Below are 19,048 nucleotides of genomic sequence, written 5' to 3' on the forward strand. Positions count from 1 at the left end.
AATTCACCTTCGCATGCTCACGTATTTCATCCTTGCGCTGGCCGTCCTATCCGTCTCGCTCGACTGGCTGCTGTTCCGTCGGCTGGCCCGAAAGTACCCTGCCCGCCGAGCGCTCCGGCGAACGTATCTCACCGCATCGATCACGATCGATGCGGTGATCGTCGTCGCATTGGCGCTCTACCGCCGCACCTCGGAGGCCGAGTCGGAACAGTACATGCGGCTGATCATGTGGGTCATCTGGCTCTTCTTCGCGAGCATCGTTCCCAAGATCGTCTACGCCGCCCTGGCATGGATCGACTATCCGGTTTCCCGGTTGCGCAAGCGTCCCTCGCGTATCTTTTCGCGCATCGGACTAGCTGCCGCAGCCCTGACGCTGTCCGTCCTGATCTGGGGCGCTACTTTCGGCCGCACGCACATAGACGTCCACCGGATCGCATTGCGCTCGGACAAGCTCCCCGCCGCTTTCGACGGCTACCGCATCGCCCTGTTCACCGACCTGCACACCGGAACGCAACCCCGGAACCGCCGCCTGATCCGGCGGATGGTCACCCTGATCAACCGCGAACATCCCGATATGGTCGTCAACGCGGGCGATCTGGTCAACATCGATTCGCACGAGCTGGACGACCGGGTGATGAGCATACTCTCGACCTTGCACGGCCGGGACGGGGTCTATTCGGTTCTCGGCAACCACGACCTGGGTTTCTACATGCGGCCGAAAGAAAATTTCACGCCCCGCCAAAGCGTAGAAGAACTGCTCGCCAAGCAGCGGGCGATGGGATGGAAACCTTTGGTCAACGAATCGGCTCCGATCCGCCGGGGAGCGGATAGCATTCTGGTAACGGGCGTCAACTTTCCTGAAACCGGAACCAATCACGGACGCGACACGGGCATGGCCGGATGCGACATGCAGGAAGTATTCCGGAACGTTCCCCCCGACACATACAACCTGTTGCTCGCCCACACGCCCGAGCAATGGGACGAAGCGCGCTCGGCCGGAGACCCCGATCTGACCCTCTCGGGCCATGTGCACGCCATGCAGTTCAAGCTGACGCTCGGCCCGTGGAGCTGGTCGCCCGCCAAATTCCTCTACGAACGCTGGAGCGGACTGTACTCGGAAAACGGCAAACACCTGTACATTAACGACGGAATGGGATACGTGATGTACCCGATGCGCATCGGGACGAACCCTTCGATCACGGTCATCACGCTGGAATCGGAGAAAAGACGGTAAACTCCCTCAGGCCGTCAACTTCAGCCCGACTACGCCGCCGATAATCAACGCGGCCGAGAAAAGACGCCACAAGCCGGCCGAGTCCCCGAAAAAAAGAATGCCTATGAGCAGCGTCGAAACGGCACCGATCCCGGTCCAGACCACATAGGAAGTACCTATGGCGATCGTTCGCTGGGCCAGATAGAGCAGAAACAGACTCAGGCTCATCGACAGCACGGCCATCGCGATATAAAGCCACCGAGGCTGCATGGACTGGGAAAGTTTCAGTCCCACCGTCCAGCCCATTTCGAAAAAGCCGCCTAAAATCAGATAAAACCACGCCATATACGTTTCGGATGAATGCAACGTTTCAATATTGGCAAAAGTAGCGAATTTTCCGATTTCGGAGAAATTTCCTACTTTTGCGAAAACGCGTTATTCACAGGCGTACCATGAGGGGAAAAGCGGCAAAAGTCATACTGATCGCGACCGGCATGCTGATGCTGGCCTTGCTGGCTGTTCCCCATCACCACCACCATCACGGGTACAGCATCTGCTTCGCGACGTCGCAGGCATGCGACCGATGCGCCGATCCGACGCACGCACGCAGTCAGGACGTCGACAACTGCCATCAGATTTTCGTCATGTCGGGCCGGGACGATCAATCGCATATCGAACCGATTCCGCCTATCGCTCCCGACACTTTCGCGATTGCCTTCTTCCGTACATTCGCCGGTCCGGAAGATTCGGGCCTGCGACTTTCTTATCCGCCTTTCACGGAACCCTTCGTCTCGCATGGCAACGGGCATTCGCTCTCGTTACGGGCTCCTCCCGTTTTCCCGGCCTAACCCGACTGTTTCCCTTTCAGGAAAACGGACTTTTCATCCGCCGATGAAAAGTCGTACTACATCCGTATATTATATCCAATTTTCAAACCATGAACAGATTACTAATAATCAGCATACTGTCCGCAGCACTCATGACGAGTTGCGGACACTCCGGCCCGGACGGACAGGGGAGCTCCCGCGAGGCCGAAGCGCGCGACCACGGAACCGAGCTCCACGATCACGAATCGGAAGGGCACGATCATGCCAGCGAGAATCACACGGGCCACGACCACGAGGAAAAGGAGCACGATCATGCCGGCGAAATCGCGTTTACGAAAGAACAGGCCGCGCGTACCGATTTCGAGCTGCTGACCGTCGAGCCCGCCCCGTTCCGCGACGTGATCGAGACAAGCGGCCGGATTCTGGCAGCGCAAGGCGACGAGGCCGCCGTAGCGGCGCCCGTCAGCGGCATCGTCTCGTTCGCGGACAAGAAACTCTCGGACGGAGCGGCCGTATCCCGGGGCGAAACCCTTTTCACCATCTCGTCGAAGGAAATCGCCGAAGGCGATTACGAGCAACGCATCCGCTCGGCATACACGCAGGCAGAAACCGCTTTCCGGCGAGCCGAAAAGCTGATCGGCGACCGAATCATCACGCAGACCGAATACGAGCAAGCCCGGCTGGCATACGAAAACGCCAAGACGGCTTACGATGCGCTCGCAAGCAAATCGTCGGCCAAGGGAACCCGCGCCACGGCCCCCATCGGCGGCTTCATCAAGAGCCTGTCGGTCGGCGAAGGAGACTACGTCACGGTAGGCCAATCGCTTGCAACCGTTTCGCAAAACCGCAAGCTCGTACTGAGAGCGGAAGTGTCGCAGAAATACGCAGGCAGACTGCGCGCCGTGACGAGCGCCAATTTCGAAACGCCTTACGACGGCCGCGTCTATTCGCTCGCCGAGATGGGCGGACGGCTGCTGTCGGTCGGCAAGGGCTCGGACGGGACGTCGGCCTACATTCCCGTCACGTTCGAGTTCAACAACGGCGGAGAGGTGATCCCCGGCTCTTTCGTCGAGGTCTTTCTGCTCTCGGCGCCCCGGCCCGAAACGCTGGCCGTTCCGCTCAGCGCCGTAACGGAGGACCAGGGCGTCTACTCGGTTTTCGTGCAGCTCGATCCGGAAACATACGTCAAAAGGGAAGTCAAGCTGGGCGCGTCCGACGGCACCCGGGTGCAAATCCTCGAAGGCCTCTCGCCCGGCGAGACGATCGTCAGCCGGGGAGTCGCCCAAGTCAAGATGGCCTCGTTCTCAGGTGCCATACCCGGCCACACCCATTCCCATTAGAACCGTCCGGACATGCTGAACCGAATCATCGAATTCTCATTACGCAACCGGATGTTGGTAATGATCGCGGGCGTCGTGCTGCTCGTCGCAGGCACGTACACGGCCCGCAAAATGGAAGTGGACGTTTTCCCGGACCTGAACGCGCCGACGGTCGTCGTGATGACCGAGGCGAGCGGCATGGCGGCCGAAGAAGTCGAGCGGACCGTGACCTTCCCGATCGAAACGGCCGTGAACGGAGCGACCGACGTGCGTCGCGTCCGTTCGAGCTCGACCTCCGGCTTCTCGGTCGTATGGGTCGAGTTCGACTGGGGAACCGACATCTACCTGGCCCGCCAGATCGTATCCGAAAAGCTGGCTACGCTGAACGAAACGCTTCCGAACAACGTCGGGACGCCGACGCTCGGACCGCAGTCGTCCATTCTGGGCGAGCTGATGATTATCGGCCTGACCTCGGACAGCACTTCGCTCGAAGAACTGCGGACACTGGCCGACTGGACGATCCGCCCCCGGCTGCTCTCGACCGGAGGCGTAGCCCAGGTGACCGTCATCGGCGGCGATATCAAGGAGTACCAGATCCTGCTGGACCCTGCCCGGATGAAACATTTCGGCGTCACGACGGGCGAAGTGCTCGGCGTGGTCGAGAACCTGACCCGTAACTCGAGCGGAGGAATTCTGAACCAGCACGGCAACGAATACATCATCCGGGGCATGCTCTCGACGGCCGACGAGGACGAAATGGGACGAGCCGTGATCCGTATCGAGAACGGCCTCCCCGTTACGCTCGAACAGGTGGCCGACGTGCGGATCGGAGCCAAGACGCCCCGGCTGGGCACGGCATCCGAACGCGGTAAGCCGGCCGTGCTGATGACCGTCACGAAGCAGCCTAACACGAACTCGCTCGAACTGACCGAAAAACTCGACCGAGCCGTCGCCGAACTGAGCGAGACGCTGCCTGCGGACGTGCACGTATCGACCGACTCGTTCCGTCAGGCCCGTTTCATCGAAGGCTCGATCGACAACATTCAGAAATCGCTGTTCGAAGGAGCGATCTTCGTCGTGATCGTCCTGCTGGTCTTTCTGATGAACTTCCGCACGACGGTCATCTCGCTGGTCGCGCTGCCGCTCTCGCTGCTCGTGTCGATTCTGGCGTTGAAATGGATGGGGCTCACGATCAACACGATGAGCCTCGGAGGCATGGCCATCGCGATCGGATCGCTCGTCGACGACGCGATCATCGACGTCGAGAACGTATTCAAAAGGCTGCGCGAGAATTTCGCGCGCCCCAAGGACCAGCGGCTGCCGACGCTGAGCATCGTTTTCGAGGCGTCGAAAGAGATCCGTACGTCGGTCGTCCACGCGACGATCATCACGATCGTGGCCTTCGTCCCGCTTTTCTTCCTCGACGGCATGGAAGGGCGCATGCTGCGCCCGTTGGGCATCTCGTTCATCGTCGCGCTGTTCGCGTCGATGATCGTGGCGGTCACGCTGACGCCCGTGCTGTGCAGCTACCTGCTGACCGGCGACCGGGTACTCCGCCGCAACGAAAAGGAACCCGTCGTCTCGCGCTTTCTGAAGCGCGTCTACCGCCGCGTGCTCGAATGGGTGCTCGCCCATAAGAAAGCCGTACTCGGCTCGACCGTCGTCCTGTTCGCCGGGGCGCTCGCCGTTTTCCTCTCGCTGGGCCGCAGCTTCCTGCCCCCATTCAACGAAGGCTCGCTGACGATCAACGCCTCGACGATGCCGGGCATCTCGCTCGAAGAGTCCGACAAGATCGGCAGCCAAGTGGAAAGCATTCTGCTCGAAATACCCGAAATCCGGACGGTCGTCCGCAAAACGGGCCGCGCCGAGCTGGACGAGCATGCGCTGGGCGTCGGCGTATCGGAAATCGAAGCGCCGTACGAACTCGCGGACCGATCGCGCAGCGAATTCATGGCCGACGTGCGCAGACGGCTGGGCGTGCTTCACGGCGTCAACATCGAAATCGGACAGCCCATTTCGCACCGGATCGACGCGATGCTGTCGGGCACCAAGGCCAATATCGCAATCAAGCTGTTCGGCCCGGACCTGAACCGCCTGTTCGCGCTCGGCAACCGGATCAAAAGCTCTATCGCGGACATCGACGGCATAGCCGACCTGAACGTCGAGCAGCAAATCGAGCGGCCTCAGCTGCAAATCCGGCCCAAACGCGAAATGCTGGCCCGCTACGGTATCACGCTGCCCGCTTTCGCCGAATTCGTCGAGGTGGCGCTCGGCGGACGGGTCGTCTCGCAGGTATACGACGAAGGACGCTCGTTCGACGTGACGGTCAAGGCATCGGATGCCAGCCGGAACGACATGGAGCGCATCGGCGAGCTGATGCTCGACGGAACCGACGGGAAAGTCCCCCTGAGCTACGTGGCCGACATCGTGTCGACATCGGGTCCCAACGCGATCGGTCGCGAGAACGCCCAGCGCCTGATCGTCGTATCGGCCAACGTGGCCGACCGCGACCTGCGCAGCGTCGTCAACGAAATCGGCGAAACGATCCGGACGCAAGTGCCCATGCCGGAAGGATATCATGTGGAATACGGCGGACAGTTCGAGAGCGAACAGGCGGCCTCACGCACGCTGACGCTGACGTCGCTCGTCGCGCTGCTCGTCATTTTCCTGCTGCTGTATCAGGAATTCCGCAGCCTGAAGATCGCCGGCGTCATCCTGCTGAACCTGCCGCTGGCCCTGATCGGCGGCGTTGCGAGCCTGTGGCTCACTTCGGGCGAAGTGAGCATTCCGGCCATCATCGGGTTCATCTCGCTGCTGGGCATCGCCACGCGCAACGGCATTCTGCTCGTTTCGCACTACAACCACCTGCGCGGCGAGGGCATGCCGCTGCACGAAAGCGTCGTGCAGGGCTCGCTGGACCGGCTGAATCCGATCCTGATGACCGCGCTGTCGTCGGCTCTGGCGCTGATTCCGCTCGCGCTGGGAGGCAGCCTGCCCGGCAACGAAATACAGAGCCCGATGGCCAAAGTCATACTCGGCGGACTGCTCAGCTCGACACTGCTCAACGGATTCATCATTCCGTCGGTCTACCTGATTGTCAACCGTAAAAAACCGAAAGCATGAAACGCATACCGATCATACTGTTCTTCCTCGTACTGGCTCCGGCAGCCTCGGCCCAGCGAAGCATCGACGAGGTGCTCCGTCAGGTCGAAAACGCGAGCCGCGAGCTGGAAGCGCAACGGCAACTGACCGCGGCGCAGAAGCAAGACGCCGCCACGGGCAAATACATGGCCAACCCGACGGTCGAAATGGAAAAGATGTGGGGAGCGGCCGGAGCAGGGCAGAACACCGAGCTGGCCGTCGTCCAGACGATCGATTTCCCGACCGTCTACGGGTCCCGCAACCGGATCGCCAAGCTCAAAGGCTCCCTGTATGAAAAGCAATGGGAATCCCAGAGGCAACAGCTGCTGCTGCAGGCCAAGCAGCTCTGTATCGAAATCGTCTACCTCTACCGTCAGCGGGACCTGCTCGACGAACGGTTATCGAACGCCGAGCGACTGAGCGAAGCGTACAGGCGAAAAATGGAGACGGGCGACGCGACCTCCCTCGAAGCGAACAAGATCGCCGTCGAGTCGATCTCGGCCCGTACGGCCGCCGATCTGAACCGAGCTGAGCTGCAAGCCAAAATCCAGCAACTCAACACGATGACCGGAGACAGCGACGACTCGTTCGAGGACGTGACCTACCCCCCGGTCGAAACGCTGCCGCCGGCCGACGTGTTGTCCGAGGCATACATGAGCGGCAACCCGCTGCTCGAAAGCATGGAAAATACGCTCGAGATCGATCGCCGGACCGTGGCTCTGAATCGGGGACTCTCTCTGCCCCAGTTCGAGGTAGGATACCGGCACGACTACGGAGAAGGCCGCGCCACGGGATTCAAGGTCGGCATGTCGGTGCCGCTTTTCGAGAACAAGAACAAGGTCAAGGCGGCCAAGGCGGCGGCCGTCTCGTCTCAGGCTCAATTGGAAAGCGCCCGGACGAACGCGGCGTCCCAGTTCCGGATGCTGTACGATCAGGCCGTCGCGCTCTCCGAATCGATGCGGTCGATGCGGTCGGCCCTCGCATCGCAGAACAGCCTCGAGATTCTCGGCAAGGCGCTCGATGCGGGGCAGATCAGCGTGATCGACTATTTCACCGAGGCGAACCTGCTGTTCGAAAGCCGCGGAACGCTGCTCCAGATCGAGCGGGACTACCAGTCGGCCGTAGCCGCCCTGTACAGCTTCTCGCTATAGACCGCGTCAGGTCCGACCGGTCATGCCGGGCTTCCTTAAGAAACACGAAGGAGGCCCGGCTTTCGCTATCGAACAATATGCATTTTTAACAAATCAAATATTTTTTTAACATACATTCCGATTCTCAATTAAAATTGCTATCTTTGCACAGGTAGAGAAAGGTCGTTTACATAGGACAAAAATACACTGTCAATAAGCGACATACGCCCTCCGAAAGAAAGATAAAACAACACGAAGTCGCCCCGCGAGGCCGACGAAAAACCAATAGAACCCGCAAAGATGAAAATTGTAGGCGAACCGAAAGCGTTTCTGAGCAACGAGGCGCTGCAGCTTCTGAACCTGTACGAATCACTGGGACAGCGTGCGGAAATCTTCCTGCCGCGCCACATCTTCGATAACCTCACAAGCTTCGTGAGCCTCTGCATGGAGGAGCCCGACGATCCGGCCAAGCAACAGGCCGAAATCAACCGCTATCTGCTGAAGTTCCGCGAAGATATCCCGGGATACACGCACGTGTCGCTGATGCTGATTCCGCACAACAACTCGAAGGCTTTCGAGCTGAGCAGCAAGCGCGGCGAATTCGCCAAGAAAATATCGGCCCTGCTCGACACCGACGGCACGACGACCGAAATCAAGACGTTGCTGCGTAATATCCGCGACAGCCACGACCTGTCGGTCGGCACGCCTCCGATCAACAGCCGCCATATCGATTTCATGTCTCAGGTACAGCTAGGCGGCCATGTGCGCGACCTGCGCAAGTACCGCGACGTGATCGGCGTGACGGGCGACATCAACGAGGCGCACTGGAACTACCTGATGGACACGCTCGAGCAGATGATCAGCCAAAGTACGCACTACACGACCAAGGCCGAGATCAGCGACTTTCTGCACCGCAGCCAGTGGGCCGTCAATTTCAAGGGCATGAACGGCATGATCCGAACCGTCGTCTCGGGCAATGCCGACAAGGCCGTCCAACTGCTCAAGGGCGACGTGTTCCACAAGGACGCCGTCGTCGTGCTGGAAAGCCCCGCGCCCGAAACGCTGTACGAACAGATGACGGCCGATACGACCTCGATTTTCGTCGTCAAGGTCAAGCACGCGCGCATCAACCATTACTCGGGCCCGAAATGGTTCCCGCTGCTGACCCGACTGGTGATCGTCGACGACTCGAAAGAGTCTCGCAGCTCGAACACGTCGCTCGTGTTCTGCTTCCACAACGGCATTATCAACACGTTGAACAAAGTCCATACGAAAAAGCTCGGCTCGCCGGCCAACACGCAACTGAATCTGCGGCTGATTCTCGAGAACGTCAACCCGAGCTACCTGAAGGAATTCCGCGAAAAGCTCGAAATGCAGATCGAGGAGTACGGCCGCGAAATCAAATCGCTGCTGCTCGAGCAGACCGGGTCGGACACCGACATCGAGAAACGCATCACGCTGTTCAAGCTCGACTCTTTCTCGCGTCAGGTCGTGCAGGACAAATACTCGCTCGAAAAGCTGCGCGACTTCATTTTCTTTCTGGAAAACTGCCACAAGCAGGAAAACAAGAAGATTCAGACTCAGGAGCTGATCGACGAGTTCGAGAGCCGGATGAAGAACTATTTCTACGCCGGCAACAAGCTGATCGACGTGATCACGATCCTCGAGGGCGGCGGACGGCATCAGATCAAGACGTTCGGCGACTATCTGCGCAGCCGTACGTTCAATAACCTCAGCAGCAAGATCCGCTATGCCTGCCGGTTGATTCTGGACATCATCCCGAGTTGCTACGAACGGACGCTGAAGAACCATTTCCACAAGAATTTCGGTATCAATCTGTTCCTCGAAAAATATCAGGAGTACATCACCAAGACGAGCCGCGACGCCGACAACAAGGGACGCTTCGAGAAGTTCCTGATCGATCTGGGCATCCGCGACAAGTACTTCGCGCTGAGCGACGACGACAAGGAGATCGTCAAGAACTTCCTGTCGGCTTTGGGCAATCTGGACCAGACCTCGGTATCGGACTCCGTACAGATGATCATCCGCGACCTGCTGTTCAACCCGAACGGCCGGCCGAAGCCCTATATCGTCTATAACGCCGTGCAGGCATGGGAGTACAAGGACCTGCTGCCCGACGACTGTTTCGACATCAATCCGTTCGACATCGAGATCGAGAACGACGCCGACGGCCGTCTGGCTTACGACCGTCTGGTCGACAAACTGCTGCGTATCAAGTCGACGCTCGCGCTGTTCGACGACAGCGGCAGCCTGTGGGACCTGTTCTGCGAAAACACGACGATCATCGTCAACGACCCGAACAACCCGACGGGATATTCCGACTTCAACAGCGAGTCGGTCAACAATTTCCTGCGTTTTCTAAACAGTTGCAAGATCACGCTGTTTCTGGACGAGGCATACGCCGAAAGCGTCAAGATCGAGGACCGCACGATGCCCAAGTGGCGGACGCTGTCGCGCTACATCATGAACAACATCAACGCGCAGTCGCGCATCAAGGCGGTCTCGTCGCTTTCCACGACCAAAAATCTGGCCGCCACCGGCGAACGCCTCGGCGCCGTCGCGCTGACGCCTCAGGCGTCGGACTTCGCCAAGTACGCCCGCAGCTGCAACAGCGCCGCGCACGGAAATAACAACTCGCTGCTGATGCTCAACAACACGCTGCAAACGGCACAGGTAGCCAAAAGCATCAAGGATCAGATCGAAGCCGAACTGCCCAAGAACGCTTCGCGTTCGAAGATCAAGAAAGCGATCGTCCGCTTCATCGTCAACCAGATCGACAAGACCGAACAGTCGAACGAAATCAGCAAGACGAACCGCCAGCTGCATAAAACGGCCGGCTTCGAGGGCTCGCCGCTTTATCTGTTCCTGCTCGACGAACTGATCGCGCTGGACAAGCTCGACGTGCTGGGACTCCCCGACGACTTCAAGTATCAGGGCGAGCCGTTCTTCGTCTACTATCAGGCCAAACTGGTCGAGAACCTGAACCGGTTCCGGATCAACAAGAACTTCCGCAGCGAGTCGCTCAAGCGGATGAAAATGGCCAAGAGCGTCGCCGCCCGCCTGTTGGAGGAGGCGCCCGAAGGAACCGAATTGGGCTACATACAGTCCGACGGATCGTATCTGTTCAACTTCCGGATTCTCGGTCCGTTCTCCTACGCCGACGTACTGCTGTTCTGCCGCGCGCTGGCCAAGTACCGGGGCGTCGCCACGGTCCCGTATCCGACGGGGCTCGTGCGCTTCTCGCTGGGCGGGTACATCGCCGCCGGCAAGGAAGGCATGAAAATTTTCTCGGCCGAAATCGAGGATGCTTTCTCGATCTTCATCCGCTACTGGACCCGGTTCGCCGCCGAGCGAGCCGACGAGGCCAACAAGGGAGTCGAGAGCAAGGACTTGCTCGAGCGCGTGTTCTACTCCCCGAAAGATCAGGACTTCATCGACAGCCTGATCCGCGACTATAAGCTGTCGGCCCGGTACAAGAAAGACAAGGCCCCATCGCTGCAGATCCGCGACGTACGCTCGCTATACCATACGTCGCCCGAACGCAGCGGCGTGACGATCACGACGATCGGACGGTCGGCCAACTCGGTGATCGAGCTGCACGGCGACATCGTCGGCAGCTGCAAGGACGTGTTCGAGTTCGTACGCAGCTCCGCTTTCACGAAAATCTACGAAAACCTGCTCGCACAGGTCTACAAGAAAGTGCCCGCCTTGTCCGACATGGATTTCAACACGGTCAGCTCGCGATACAGCAAGGCCGTGATCCTGAAATACATCACCAATAAGAAGACCTTCCAGCCGAACCATCACGTACTGGACAATCCGGAGGAAAAGAACGTGATGCGCGAGATACTGATCGAAATGGAGAATCTGCTCTTCTCGGACAGCAAGATGAAAATTCTCGCGATCAACGCTACCGGCGACCCGGCTTTGGACAAAGCGAAGCTCGAGGGCCTGAACGCAATCATCAAGAAGTACATCCGTGAGATCCTGCTCCACTTCAACCTGCCTTTCGAGAAAGAGAGTCTGGAACCCAGCCGCAAGGAGATCATCCGCACGGCCGGCGAATGCTTCGAGGAGATCACGGGAATCAAGCTTTCGGAGCTCAACCTGAATATCTGGGTCGACGAATTCATGCGCAACCTGCGCGACCTGCCCGAGTTCAAGGGGCTGCTGATCTCGCAGAAAAGCATCGGCTACATCATGGATACGGTAGCCGAGGGCATCGCCCGCTCGCCGGAAATCACGGACAAGATCCTGTATCTGTACCTGCTCAACAACGACAACTCGTTCTACAAGCTGGTCTGCAAGAAGCTGCAATACTTCAACGAGAAGATCAAGAGTTGCGACGATGCCGAACTGCGGATGTTCACCGAGGAATTCGTTTCGGAAATCCTCCCGATGCAGCTTGAGGAGCTGAGCAACTACATCATGCGCAAGAAGGACATCAAGATCGCCGAGAGCGAGATATATGCCGTCACGCGGCGCGTGGTCCGGTTCTACATCAGCATGATCAAGCGCACGCGCGGAACCGACTATTACAACCGTTACGCGCACACGATGGTCCGCATCGTCGAGACGGCGTTCAAGAAACAGAACTCGAGCGTCAACGAAATGGTGCAGCACGGCATATCGCTCTACAAAGGATTCGCTATGGAGAACAAGGCGCTCGAGACATTCGAAGGCGGCCGCATTTCCTGGATCAACGAACTGATGAGCAAATGCGGCGTGATCAGTTCCGAGCAGCCCGTACAGCAACACACGCGGATCGTGACCGATGCGAAGAAGCGCGAATACCCGTTCCATAAGATCGACCGGACCGAAAGCCGTCGGGCAGAGGCGCTGCCTTCGGACGACCATCCTACCGAGTATATCCGCTACATCGATACGCGCCCCGACTCGTCTTTCTTCACGAACCGGCTGTCGCGCTTCGTCCGGAACATGGACTCGGACGACTACCGTTGCAAGGTCGTCAAGCACGGTATCGTCAAGGAGCTGGTCATTTTCCAAAAGGGATACCTAAAGTACCTGACCGACAACTACCGGCTCAACTATACCGAGGATATCAGCCTGAAGGACATCGTGAATTTCGTCCCGGACGTGATCTCGCTGCTCGGAGCGCCCGAAAAGCTGATTTCGTTCCCGCAGATAGGCTATTTCGACATCAAGGGTCCGTCGGGCAATATCAAGACGATCGTCACTCCGCTGAAAAAGGAAGCCGACTATTTCGGCGACGTAAAGAAACCGCGCCTGACGGTCATCAACGAAAAGGTGAAGGAGATCGGCGGTATCCCGCGTCACGGCTCGCTGTTTCTGGTCGAGGAGAACGACGGCAGCGTATTCGTGATCGAAATCAACGGCGACAGCGGGGTAGGCAAGAGCGAAATGATCGCGGCTTTCGTACTGAAATGGCTGCGCAACAACCTCGAGGGCATCCGTTCGGTCAAGATGATCGCCGGAGACATGTTCCACGAGTTCCAAGATGCCGACGGCAACCTGTACGGCATCGGCACCGAGGTGGGCGACTTCTCGCGCACGACGGATTTCGATCCGGATTACATCAAATACTACAAGTTCCTTTTCGAAAGCAGCGCCGACAGCAACGTCGACGACCGCAACGCGCGCAGCACCGTCAGCGGCATGTGCGACATCACGATGCCGTACCGCGTCGACATCATGCTGAGCGCCAGCAACTACTCGAAGGACGAGGGCGGCATCACGCGCATGGACAATCCGGAGAACTTTCTGCTTTACATCGACGCCCACGGCGAGCGGAAGGAGAAAGCCACCAGCGGCGACGGCCCGAACTTCCAGCGAACGCTCAAGCGATACACGGCCGACAAGAACATCGTCGAGGTCATATCGCGGCACGGCAACTACCTGGACGACATCCTCGACTGGGACTACAATCCGATCGACCGGCAGTATTACCTCGCCTCGTCGTACAAGCTGCTCGATAAGATCGACATCACAGAAGTCGTCCGGATGATCTTCGTCGGCCACAGCTTCACCCGCGACGGTATCCGCTACACGATCGAAGACGTCGCGTTCGACATGATCCAGAACCGCTTTACCGCATCGACCGTATACGAGGACGAAGCGGAGAAAGTGTATACCGACATCGTGCTCGATCGCCGCATCTTCAGCTCGATCTTCGACGCGCTGGCCAGCACGCCGGGCGGGCAGCCGTTCATCGCCGAAGAGGATCAGGTCGAGACCGTACACCGGCTGATCGAATGCCTGCGAGGCGGCAAGGACGGCCGCGGCGGAGCACGCCATATCCAATGCGGCGTACTGTCGACCGAGATCGGCAAGAAAGGCCGCGAAATCACCGGTCCTCAGAAAGCCGCCGCCGCATTGAAGCAGCTCATTCAGGAAGTGCGCGTCAACAAGCCGGAGATCAACGAGGGCAAAATCAAGGTCAAGCGTCTGATCAACGAAAAATATTACCACATTTTCGGCGGGGAAATGAACAGTTCGGAACTGTGGCGCTATAATTTCTACCTGTATCAGTTGGAAAACATGCGCAAGGCCGACCTGCGCCGCATGGACAACCGCAACAAGCGGGTCGACATCTCCAATCTGGTCGATTTCCATCCGGTAGCTCCCGATCACGAGTTCAGCCCGCTGCTCGTCAATCCTAACCTGAACATCGAGCTGAGCAGCTTCAGCGAAACGTTCGAGGAACTGATGAGCTTCCCGAACTATCCGGAATTCGCCGAGGAGTTCGCCGCCAAGCTCGACAGGCTGTACATTGCCGACGGATACAGCGAGGAGACGAACATCAACAACATGATCGTCCAGTTGCTGATTCTCGAAGGTTACATCAGCAGCGACGATCTGGCTCAGGGCAGCGTGATCGAGAAAGTCAACCGCGAAACGATCGCCGCGGCGAAGCACGCCGTCGTACAATACCTGAACCGGCAACGTTCCGAGAGGGCCGCCGAACAGCCCCAGACCGCGGCGAAAAAAACGCCGGAGAAGTCCAAGCAAGAGCGGAACAAATAACGGACGCAAACCGATCGAAAATCCGGGCTCGATTACAGAGTCCGGATTTTCGTTTTATATCCGCTACATTGCCCGGACAGCGCTTGAATCGGGTATTGTATCGGCAAATTCAGGAGACCGGAGACCCGGTTTCCACGGATTGAAATCGCTATCCGTTATACGTTGAAACGCATAACGGCCGGAGCGCATATCGGACAATCCCTGTTCTCGGACTGAGTCCGAACAGGAGCGGAAGTCCGAAATCAGAGAGCGGCACCTCACGGCGCCGCTCTCCTTCACAAATCAAATCCCAACAAATTATATTCTATAGCTTCTTAAATAGTTTCAGTGTACATAGAATACCTTCGCGGCCTGCGACTGCACGCCCGTACCGGCGAACGTCGGGGACTGCTCGTCCTTCAACTCGAACACGCCCGAGTCGCTGCGCATGCTGCCGTCATAGCCTATCCACTTCAGCGTTACGTTCACCTGCTTCTTTCCGGCAGGCACCAGCCCGGCAATGTCAAAGCTGACACGGCCGTACCCCTGCATCAGGCGGGGATCTCCGAAGCTGTTATGTTTCAACGTCACGATTACGTGGTCGTCCGTCGAATTTTCCTCGTCAACCGCCAGGTTGATATAATGCGGATTCTTCTCGCTATTGCTGCCCCAGATCAAAAAAATCACGTTCAAATATTTCCCTGCTCCGAACCATGCACTCCCCACTTCGATCGGATCGTTTCCGATGCTGTCTATCTGCTGTTGCGTCAGTTCGGAATACCGGACAGGTTTCTTGGTCAGCACCGAGCCGATCGCATTGGCCCGCACGTCGTACTCGCTGTCCGACTTCTGTTCCAGCACGGTGAAGTTCATCCGGACCCTCATTCCGTCCTCCGCCTGAAACTTCGCGTCCAAGTTTTCCGTTACGTTCAGCGTATTTCCCCCGTCGGTTTTCACGCTGAAACTCTTGCCCGTTCCCTCGACCATTCCGTAACATTCCTCGCCGTACAGACGATCGTCGTCATTGTCGTCCAAGCACGAGGCGAAAACCAACGACACGACTGCCGCCGCAGTGAAAAATTTTGTAAATTTAATCATAATACGCTTCATAATGAAATCCTGCGATAAATAATTCAATAAAATCGAAACTTCGGATACATTCGCAATCGCTTTTACAAAACCGAATTCACTATGTAAGATGCGCATCCCGGGCAAAACGTTGCATCAGGCAAGGCAAATCTCGGCGAAACGTCAGAATTTATAGCGGAATCCCACGCCCAGATTGACGTTCCAAGGATTTTGCGTCCGATAGGATGCAGGCTGGCGCTTGTTCTCGAAATAATAGCTGACCGCCGGTTCCACATAAATACCGAAATGATCCACCAGATCGAAACCGACGCCCAAACCCAGATTGACCGACCACAAAGCGCCGTCGGCCGCGATCTTGCGAGTCTCGGACGAAACGAAAGCCCGGTCCTTGTACAGTTCGGTCGTCCCGCGCGCAGACAAGGCGAACTCGGCCATCGCTCCGCCCGAGAAATAGATGTCGAAACGTCCCCGGTCGAACACCGAATAATTGACCGTCAGCGGGATGCCCAGATAGTGCAGCCTCTGGCGATAACGGTAATTGAAAGCGCCCTCGATCTCGGCCTTTGAACTCATATAAGTATATACGAGCCCCGTTCCGATATGGAGGCGGGGCGTCAGGTACTTGTGAACGGAAAACCCGACCGACACGGGAAATTTGTGATCCATGTGGCTGTCTTCAAAAACCGGACTTTCCACTCTCATGGAACCGATATCCGCCAAACCCGCGTTCTGAATCAGCAGCATCGGGGAGCTGCCGGAGGCGGAAAGTGCGTTTGAAAACGTAGAAGCGTTGGCATACAGAGAGGCGGACCAACCCTTGCTCCTGCCGCCTCGCCTCTTGAGAGGCGCATCCGTTTGCGCGAACTTGCGCTCGTAAGCGGCTATCAGCTCTCTGTTGGGGGCGGTCTCTGCGGACCGATCCGGTTGCGACGACATATCGCTTCCGGTCGCAGACGCGTTGTCCGTATTATCCCGAGACGGCGACGAATTGCCGGACGGGGCACCTGCACCGTCGCTCAGACTGGCGAGGAGCGCAGTCGACGCTTTCGAACGGGGATCGATCAGTCGGACCGACCTGGCCGACTTCATGATTCGGTTCAGAGCCGTATCGTTGAAAGCAGGAGCCGTCCCCGAGGCGGAATCGCTACCGGAAACGGGAAGCGGCAGCGCCACCGTTTCGGCCATAGATTTCTCACCCCACGAGTGCGTGCGCTGAACCCGCCAAACGCCCAACCCGATGCCGAGCAGGACGACCGCGGCGGCGGCATAACGGCTCCACGAACGGAACAGAGGGACACGCTCGGCAGGATGCGCATTCGCATGCAGTTGCATGCGGCGCTGCATCTCCGCCCACGGCGGAACGGGCAATCCCGCCTCCGCGTCGTGCAGCTTGCGCCTCAATGCTTCATCCAACGAATCCCTTTTCATCTCAGATCACCTCCTCTTCTTTCAGTATTTTGAGCAGACATCCCTTGGCCCTCAGATATTGCGAGCGCGAAGTGCCTTCGCTCACGCCGAGCATCTCGGCGATCTCGCGGTGAGAGTATCCTTCGACGGCAAACAGGTTCAGCACCGCGCGGTATCCGTCGGGCAGCTTGCCGATACATCGCAGCAGCTCGGCGGTCTCCATACGTTCCACGGCCGATGCTTCGGTTCCTTCGACCTGCCTGAGCGCATCGATCTGCTCGCTGCCCTGCAGCACGTTTTTCTTGCGCAGATACCCCAAGGCCGTATTGACGAAAATCCGTCTGATCCATCCTTCCAGCGATCCCTCGCCCCGGAAATCCCCGATTTTGGAGAAAACGGTGATAAAGCCGTCGTGCAGCAGATCCTGAGCGATCTCGCGATGGCACACATAGCGGAAACACACGCCGTACATCTTCGGAGCGTATTTTTCATACAGCTTCTGCTGCGCCGTCCGGTCATTCCTACTGCAACGCCTTATCAGTTCTTCTTCCGTCACGGGTTCCAGTCGTATCGCTCATCCGTAGCTATAGATGAAAGGGGTTCGTAATTCGTTGCATGGATAACGGAATTTCAGAAAAAATATTTCCGCTCATACCGCCGATTTCGCATGTCATCGTGCGAAAATAGCGATATTTGCGTATATCGAAAAATCGAGCGTACTTTGTCTTTCGAAAAACTATCCGGAATATGATCGTTCAGGCTTCCGTCGCCGTCAGCGTCGACGGCTATATAGACGACCTATCGGACCGTCGGCTCGTCCTGTCGCACGCGGCCGACTGGGAAGAAGTCCGCAGTCTCCGCGCCGAAAGCGACGCGATTCTGGTCGGCGCCGAAACCATTCGTCGCGACAATCCGGCTCTAGTCACCCGTGACGAAAGGCTGCGCGAGCTCAGGGCCGAACAGGGACTGCCGGCCGATCCGGTCAAGGTCACGCTCAGCCGTAACGCCGATCTGGACCCGACCTCCCGCTTTTTTACGGAAGGCGACGGAGAAAAAATCGTTTTCGTAGGCCGTTGCGCGCCGCAGGACCGCACCGCGGCACTGAGCCGCGTAGCGACCGTCATCCATGCGGGAAGCGACTGTCTGACAGCGGACTACCTGATCGGAGAACTCGGTCGGAAAGGAATCGAACGGCTTTTTATCGAGGGAGGGAGTAGGGTGCTGACCCTGTTTTTGTCAGAAAATCGGATCGATTACCTGCGTGTCGCCGTAGCCCCGTTCTTTGTCGGAGAGCCGTCGGCCCCCCGAATGACGATCGGGGCGAAGTTTCCGTTCGACAAAGACCGCCGCATGACCGTACTGGACGTAAAAAAGGTAGGCGACATGACCGTCACGGACTACGCCTTGGGGCAGCAGGCGACCGATCGGACCCGGCTCCTTCAGGCGATCGGCCTGTCCTTAAAGTGCCCCCCGTCCGACAAGGCCTATTCGGTCGGAGCGGTACTCGTCACGCGCGACGGGCAGGTATTCACGGGCTACAGCCGCGAGACGGCCCCCGACAACCATGCCGAGGAGGAGACGATCCTCAAGGCCGAACAAGCGGGCGCGACGCTCGAAGGGGCTACGATATACAGCTCCATGGAGCCTTGTTCGACCCGTCGTTCGAAGCCTCGGTCCTGCTCCGCACAGATTATCGACCGCCGCATGAAGCGCGTCGTTTTCGCCGTACGCGAGCCCGATCGCTTCGTCCGCTGCCGGGGCGAACAATTGCTCCGCGACGCCGGGATAGAAGTGTGCGTACTGGAGTCGCTCGCCAAACAGGCGCTCGAAGCCAATGCCCACATTCTCTCCGGGCAATCGTGAATCCGGCCGCCGAATCCTCCACGCGCCCCGATGCAGCCGATCGCCGCGCGTAAT

The 19,048-nt window shown here is 58.2% G+C and carries 11 protein-coding genes; 7 read left to right on the top strand and 4 right to left on the bottom strand.

What is annotated here, in order from left to right:
* The first annotated feature begins 13 nt into the window (after positions 1-13).
* Positions 14-1,234, top strand: coding sequence for a metallophosphoesterase (locus NQ491_RS01855; RefSeq protein WP_019245049.1), 1,221 nt, complete (start codon positions 14-16; stop codon positions 1,232-1,234).
* Positions 1,235-1,240: 6 nt separating this feature from the next.
* Here NQ491_RS01855 and NQ491_RS01860 read toward each other — a convergent pair whose 3' ends face one another.
* Positions 1,241-1,558, bottom strand: a complete 318-nt coding sequence (locus tag NQ491_RS01860; RefSeq protein ID WP_019245048.1) for a DMT family transporter — start codon at positions 1,556-1,558, stop codon at positions 1,241-1,243.
* A 107-nt stretch (positions 1,559-1,665) separates the two neighbouring features.
* Between NQ491_RS01860 and NQ491_RS01865 the strand changes: the two genes are divergently transcribed.
* From NQ491_RS01865 to NQ491_RS01885, 5 genes are all read left to right on the top strand, one after another.
* The gene (locus NQ491_RS01865; RefSeq protein WP_019245047.1) at positions 1,666-2,061 is read left to right on the top strand and encodes a hypothetical protein; all 396 of its coding nucleotides are present in this window, start codon (positions 1,666-1,668) and stop codon (positions 2,059-2,061) included.
* 89 nt (positions 2,062-2,150) lie between these two features.
* Positions 2,151-3,380, top strand: coding sequence for an efflux RND transporter periplasmic adaptor subunit (locus NQ491_RS01870; protein ID WP_026089513.1), 1,230 nt, complete (start codon positions 2,151-2,153; stop codon positions 3,378-3,380).
* A gap of 12 nt (positions 3,381-3,392) precedes the next feature.
* A complete protein-coding gene (locus NQ491_RS01875) occupies positions 3,393-6,482 on the top strand; it encodes an efflux RND transporter permease subunit (RefSeq protein ID WP_019245045.1) in 3,090 nt (1,029 codons plus the stop codon).
* A complete protein-coding gene (locus NQ491_RS01880; RefSeq protein ID WP_019245044.1) occupies positions 6,479-7,651 on the top strand; it encodes a TolC family protein in 1,173 nt (390 codons plus the stop codon). Before NQ491_RS01875 ends, NQ491_RS01880 begins: the two co-directional genes overlap by 4 nt.
* Positions 7,652-7,930: 279 nt before the next feature.
* Entirely contained in the window at positions 7,931-14,656 is a 6,726-nt protein-coding gene (locus NQ491_RS01885; RefSeq protein ID WP_019245043.1) for an aminotransferase class I/II-fold pyridoxal phosphate-dependent enzyme, read from the top strand.
* Between the two features lie 324 nt (positions 14,657-14,980).
* Here NQ491_RS01885 and NQ491_RS01890 read toward each other — a convergent pair whose 3' ends face one another.
* From NQ491_RS01890 to NQ491_RS01900, 3 genes are all read right to left on the bottom strand, one after another.
* Positions 14,981-15,733, bottom strand: a complete 753-nt coding sequence (locus tag NQ491_RS01890; RefSeq protein ID WP_157365657.1) for a NigD1/NigD2 family lipoprotein — start codon at positions 15,731-15,733, stop codon at positions 14,981-14,983.
* 153 nt (positions 15,734-15,886) lie between these two features.
* Positions 15,887-17,137 (bottom strand): porin family protein, encoded by a 1,251-nt coding sequence (locus NQ491_RS01895; RefSeq protein ID WP_157365656.1) that lies wholly within the window; start codon positions 17,135-17,137, stop codon positions 15,887-15,889.
* Positions 17,138-17,153: 16 nt separating this feature from the next.
* Positions 17,154-17,687, bottom strand: coding sequence for an RNA polymerase sigma factor (locus NQ491_RS01900; protein WP_026089512.1), 534 nt, complete (start codon positions 17,685-17,687; stop codon positions 17,154-17,156).
* 191 nt (positions 17,688-17,878) lie between these two features.
* Between NQ491_RS01900 and NQ491_RS01905 the strand changes: the two genes are divergently transcribed.
* Positions 17,879-18,994, top strand: a complete 1,116-nt coding sequence (locus NQ491_RS01905; RefSeq protein ID WP_019245039.1) for a dihydrofolate reductase family protein — start codon at positions 17,879-17,881, stop codon at positions 18,992-18,994.
* The last annotated feature ends 54 nt before the right edge of the window (positions 18,995-19,048 follow it).

Origin of the sequence: Alistipes ihumii AP11, assembly GCF_025144665.1 — a bacterium.
Lineage (GTDB): Bacteria > Bacteroidota > Bacteroidia > Bacteroidales > Rikenellaceae > Alistipes_A > Alistipes_A ihumii.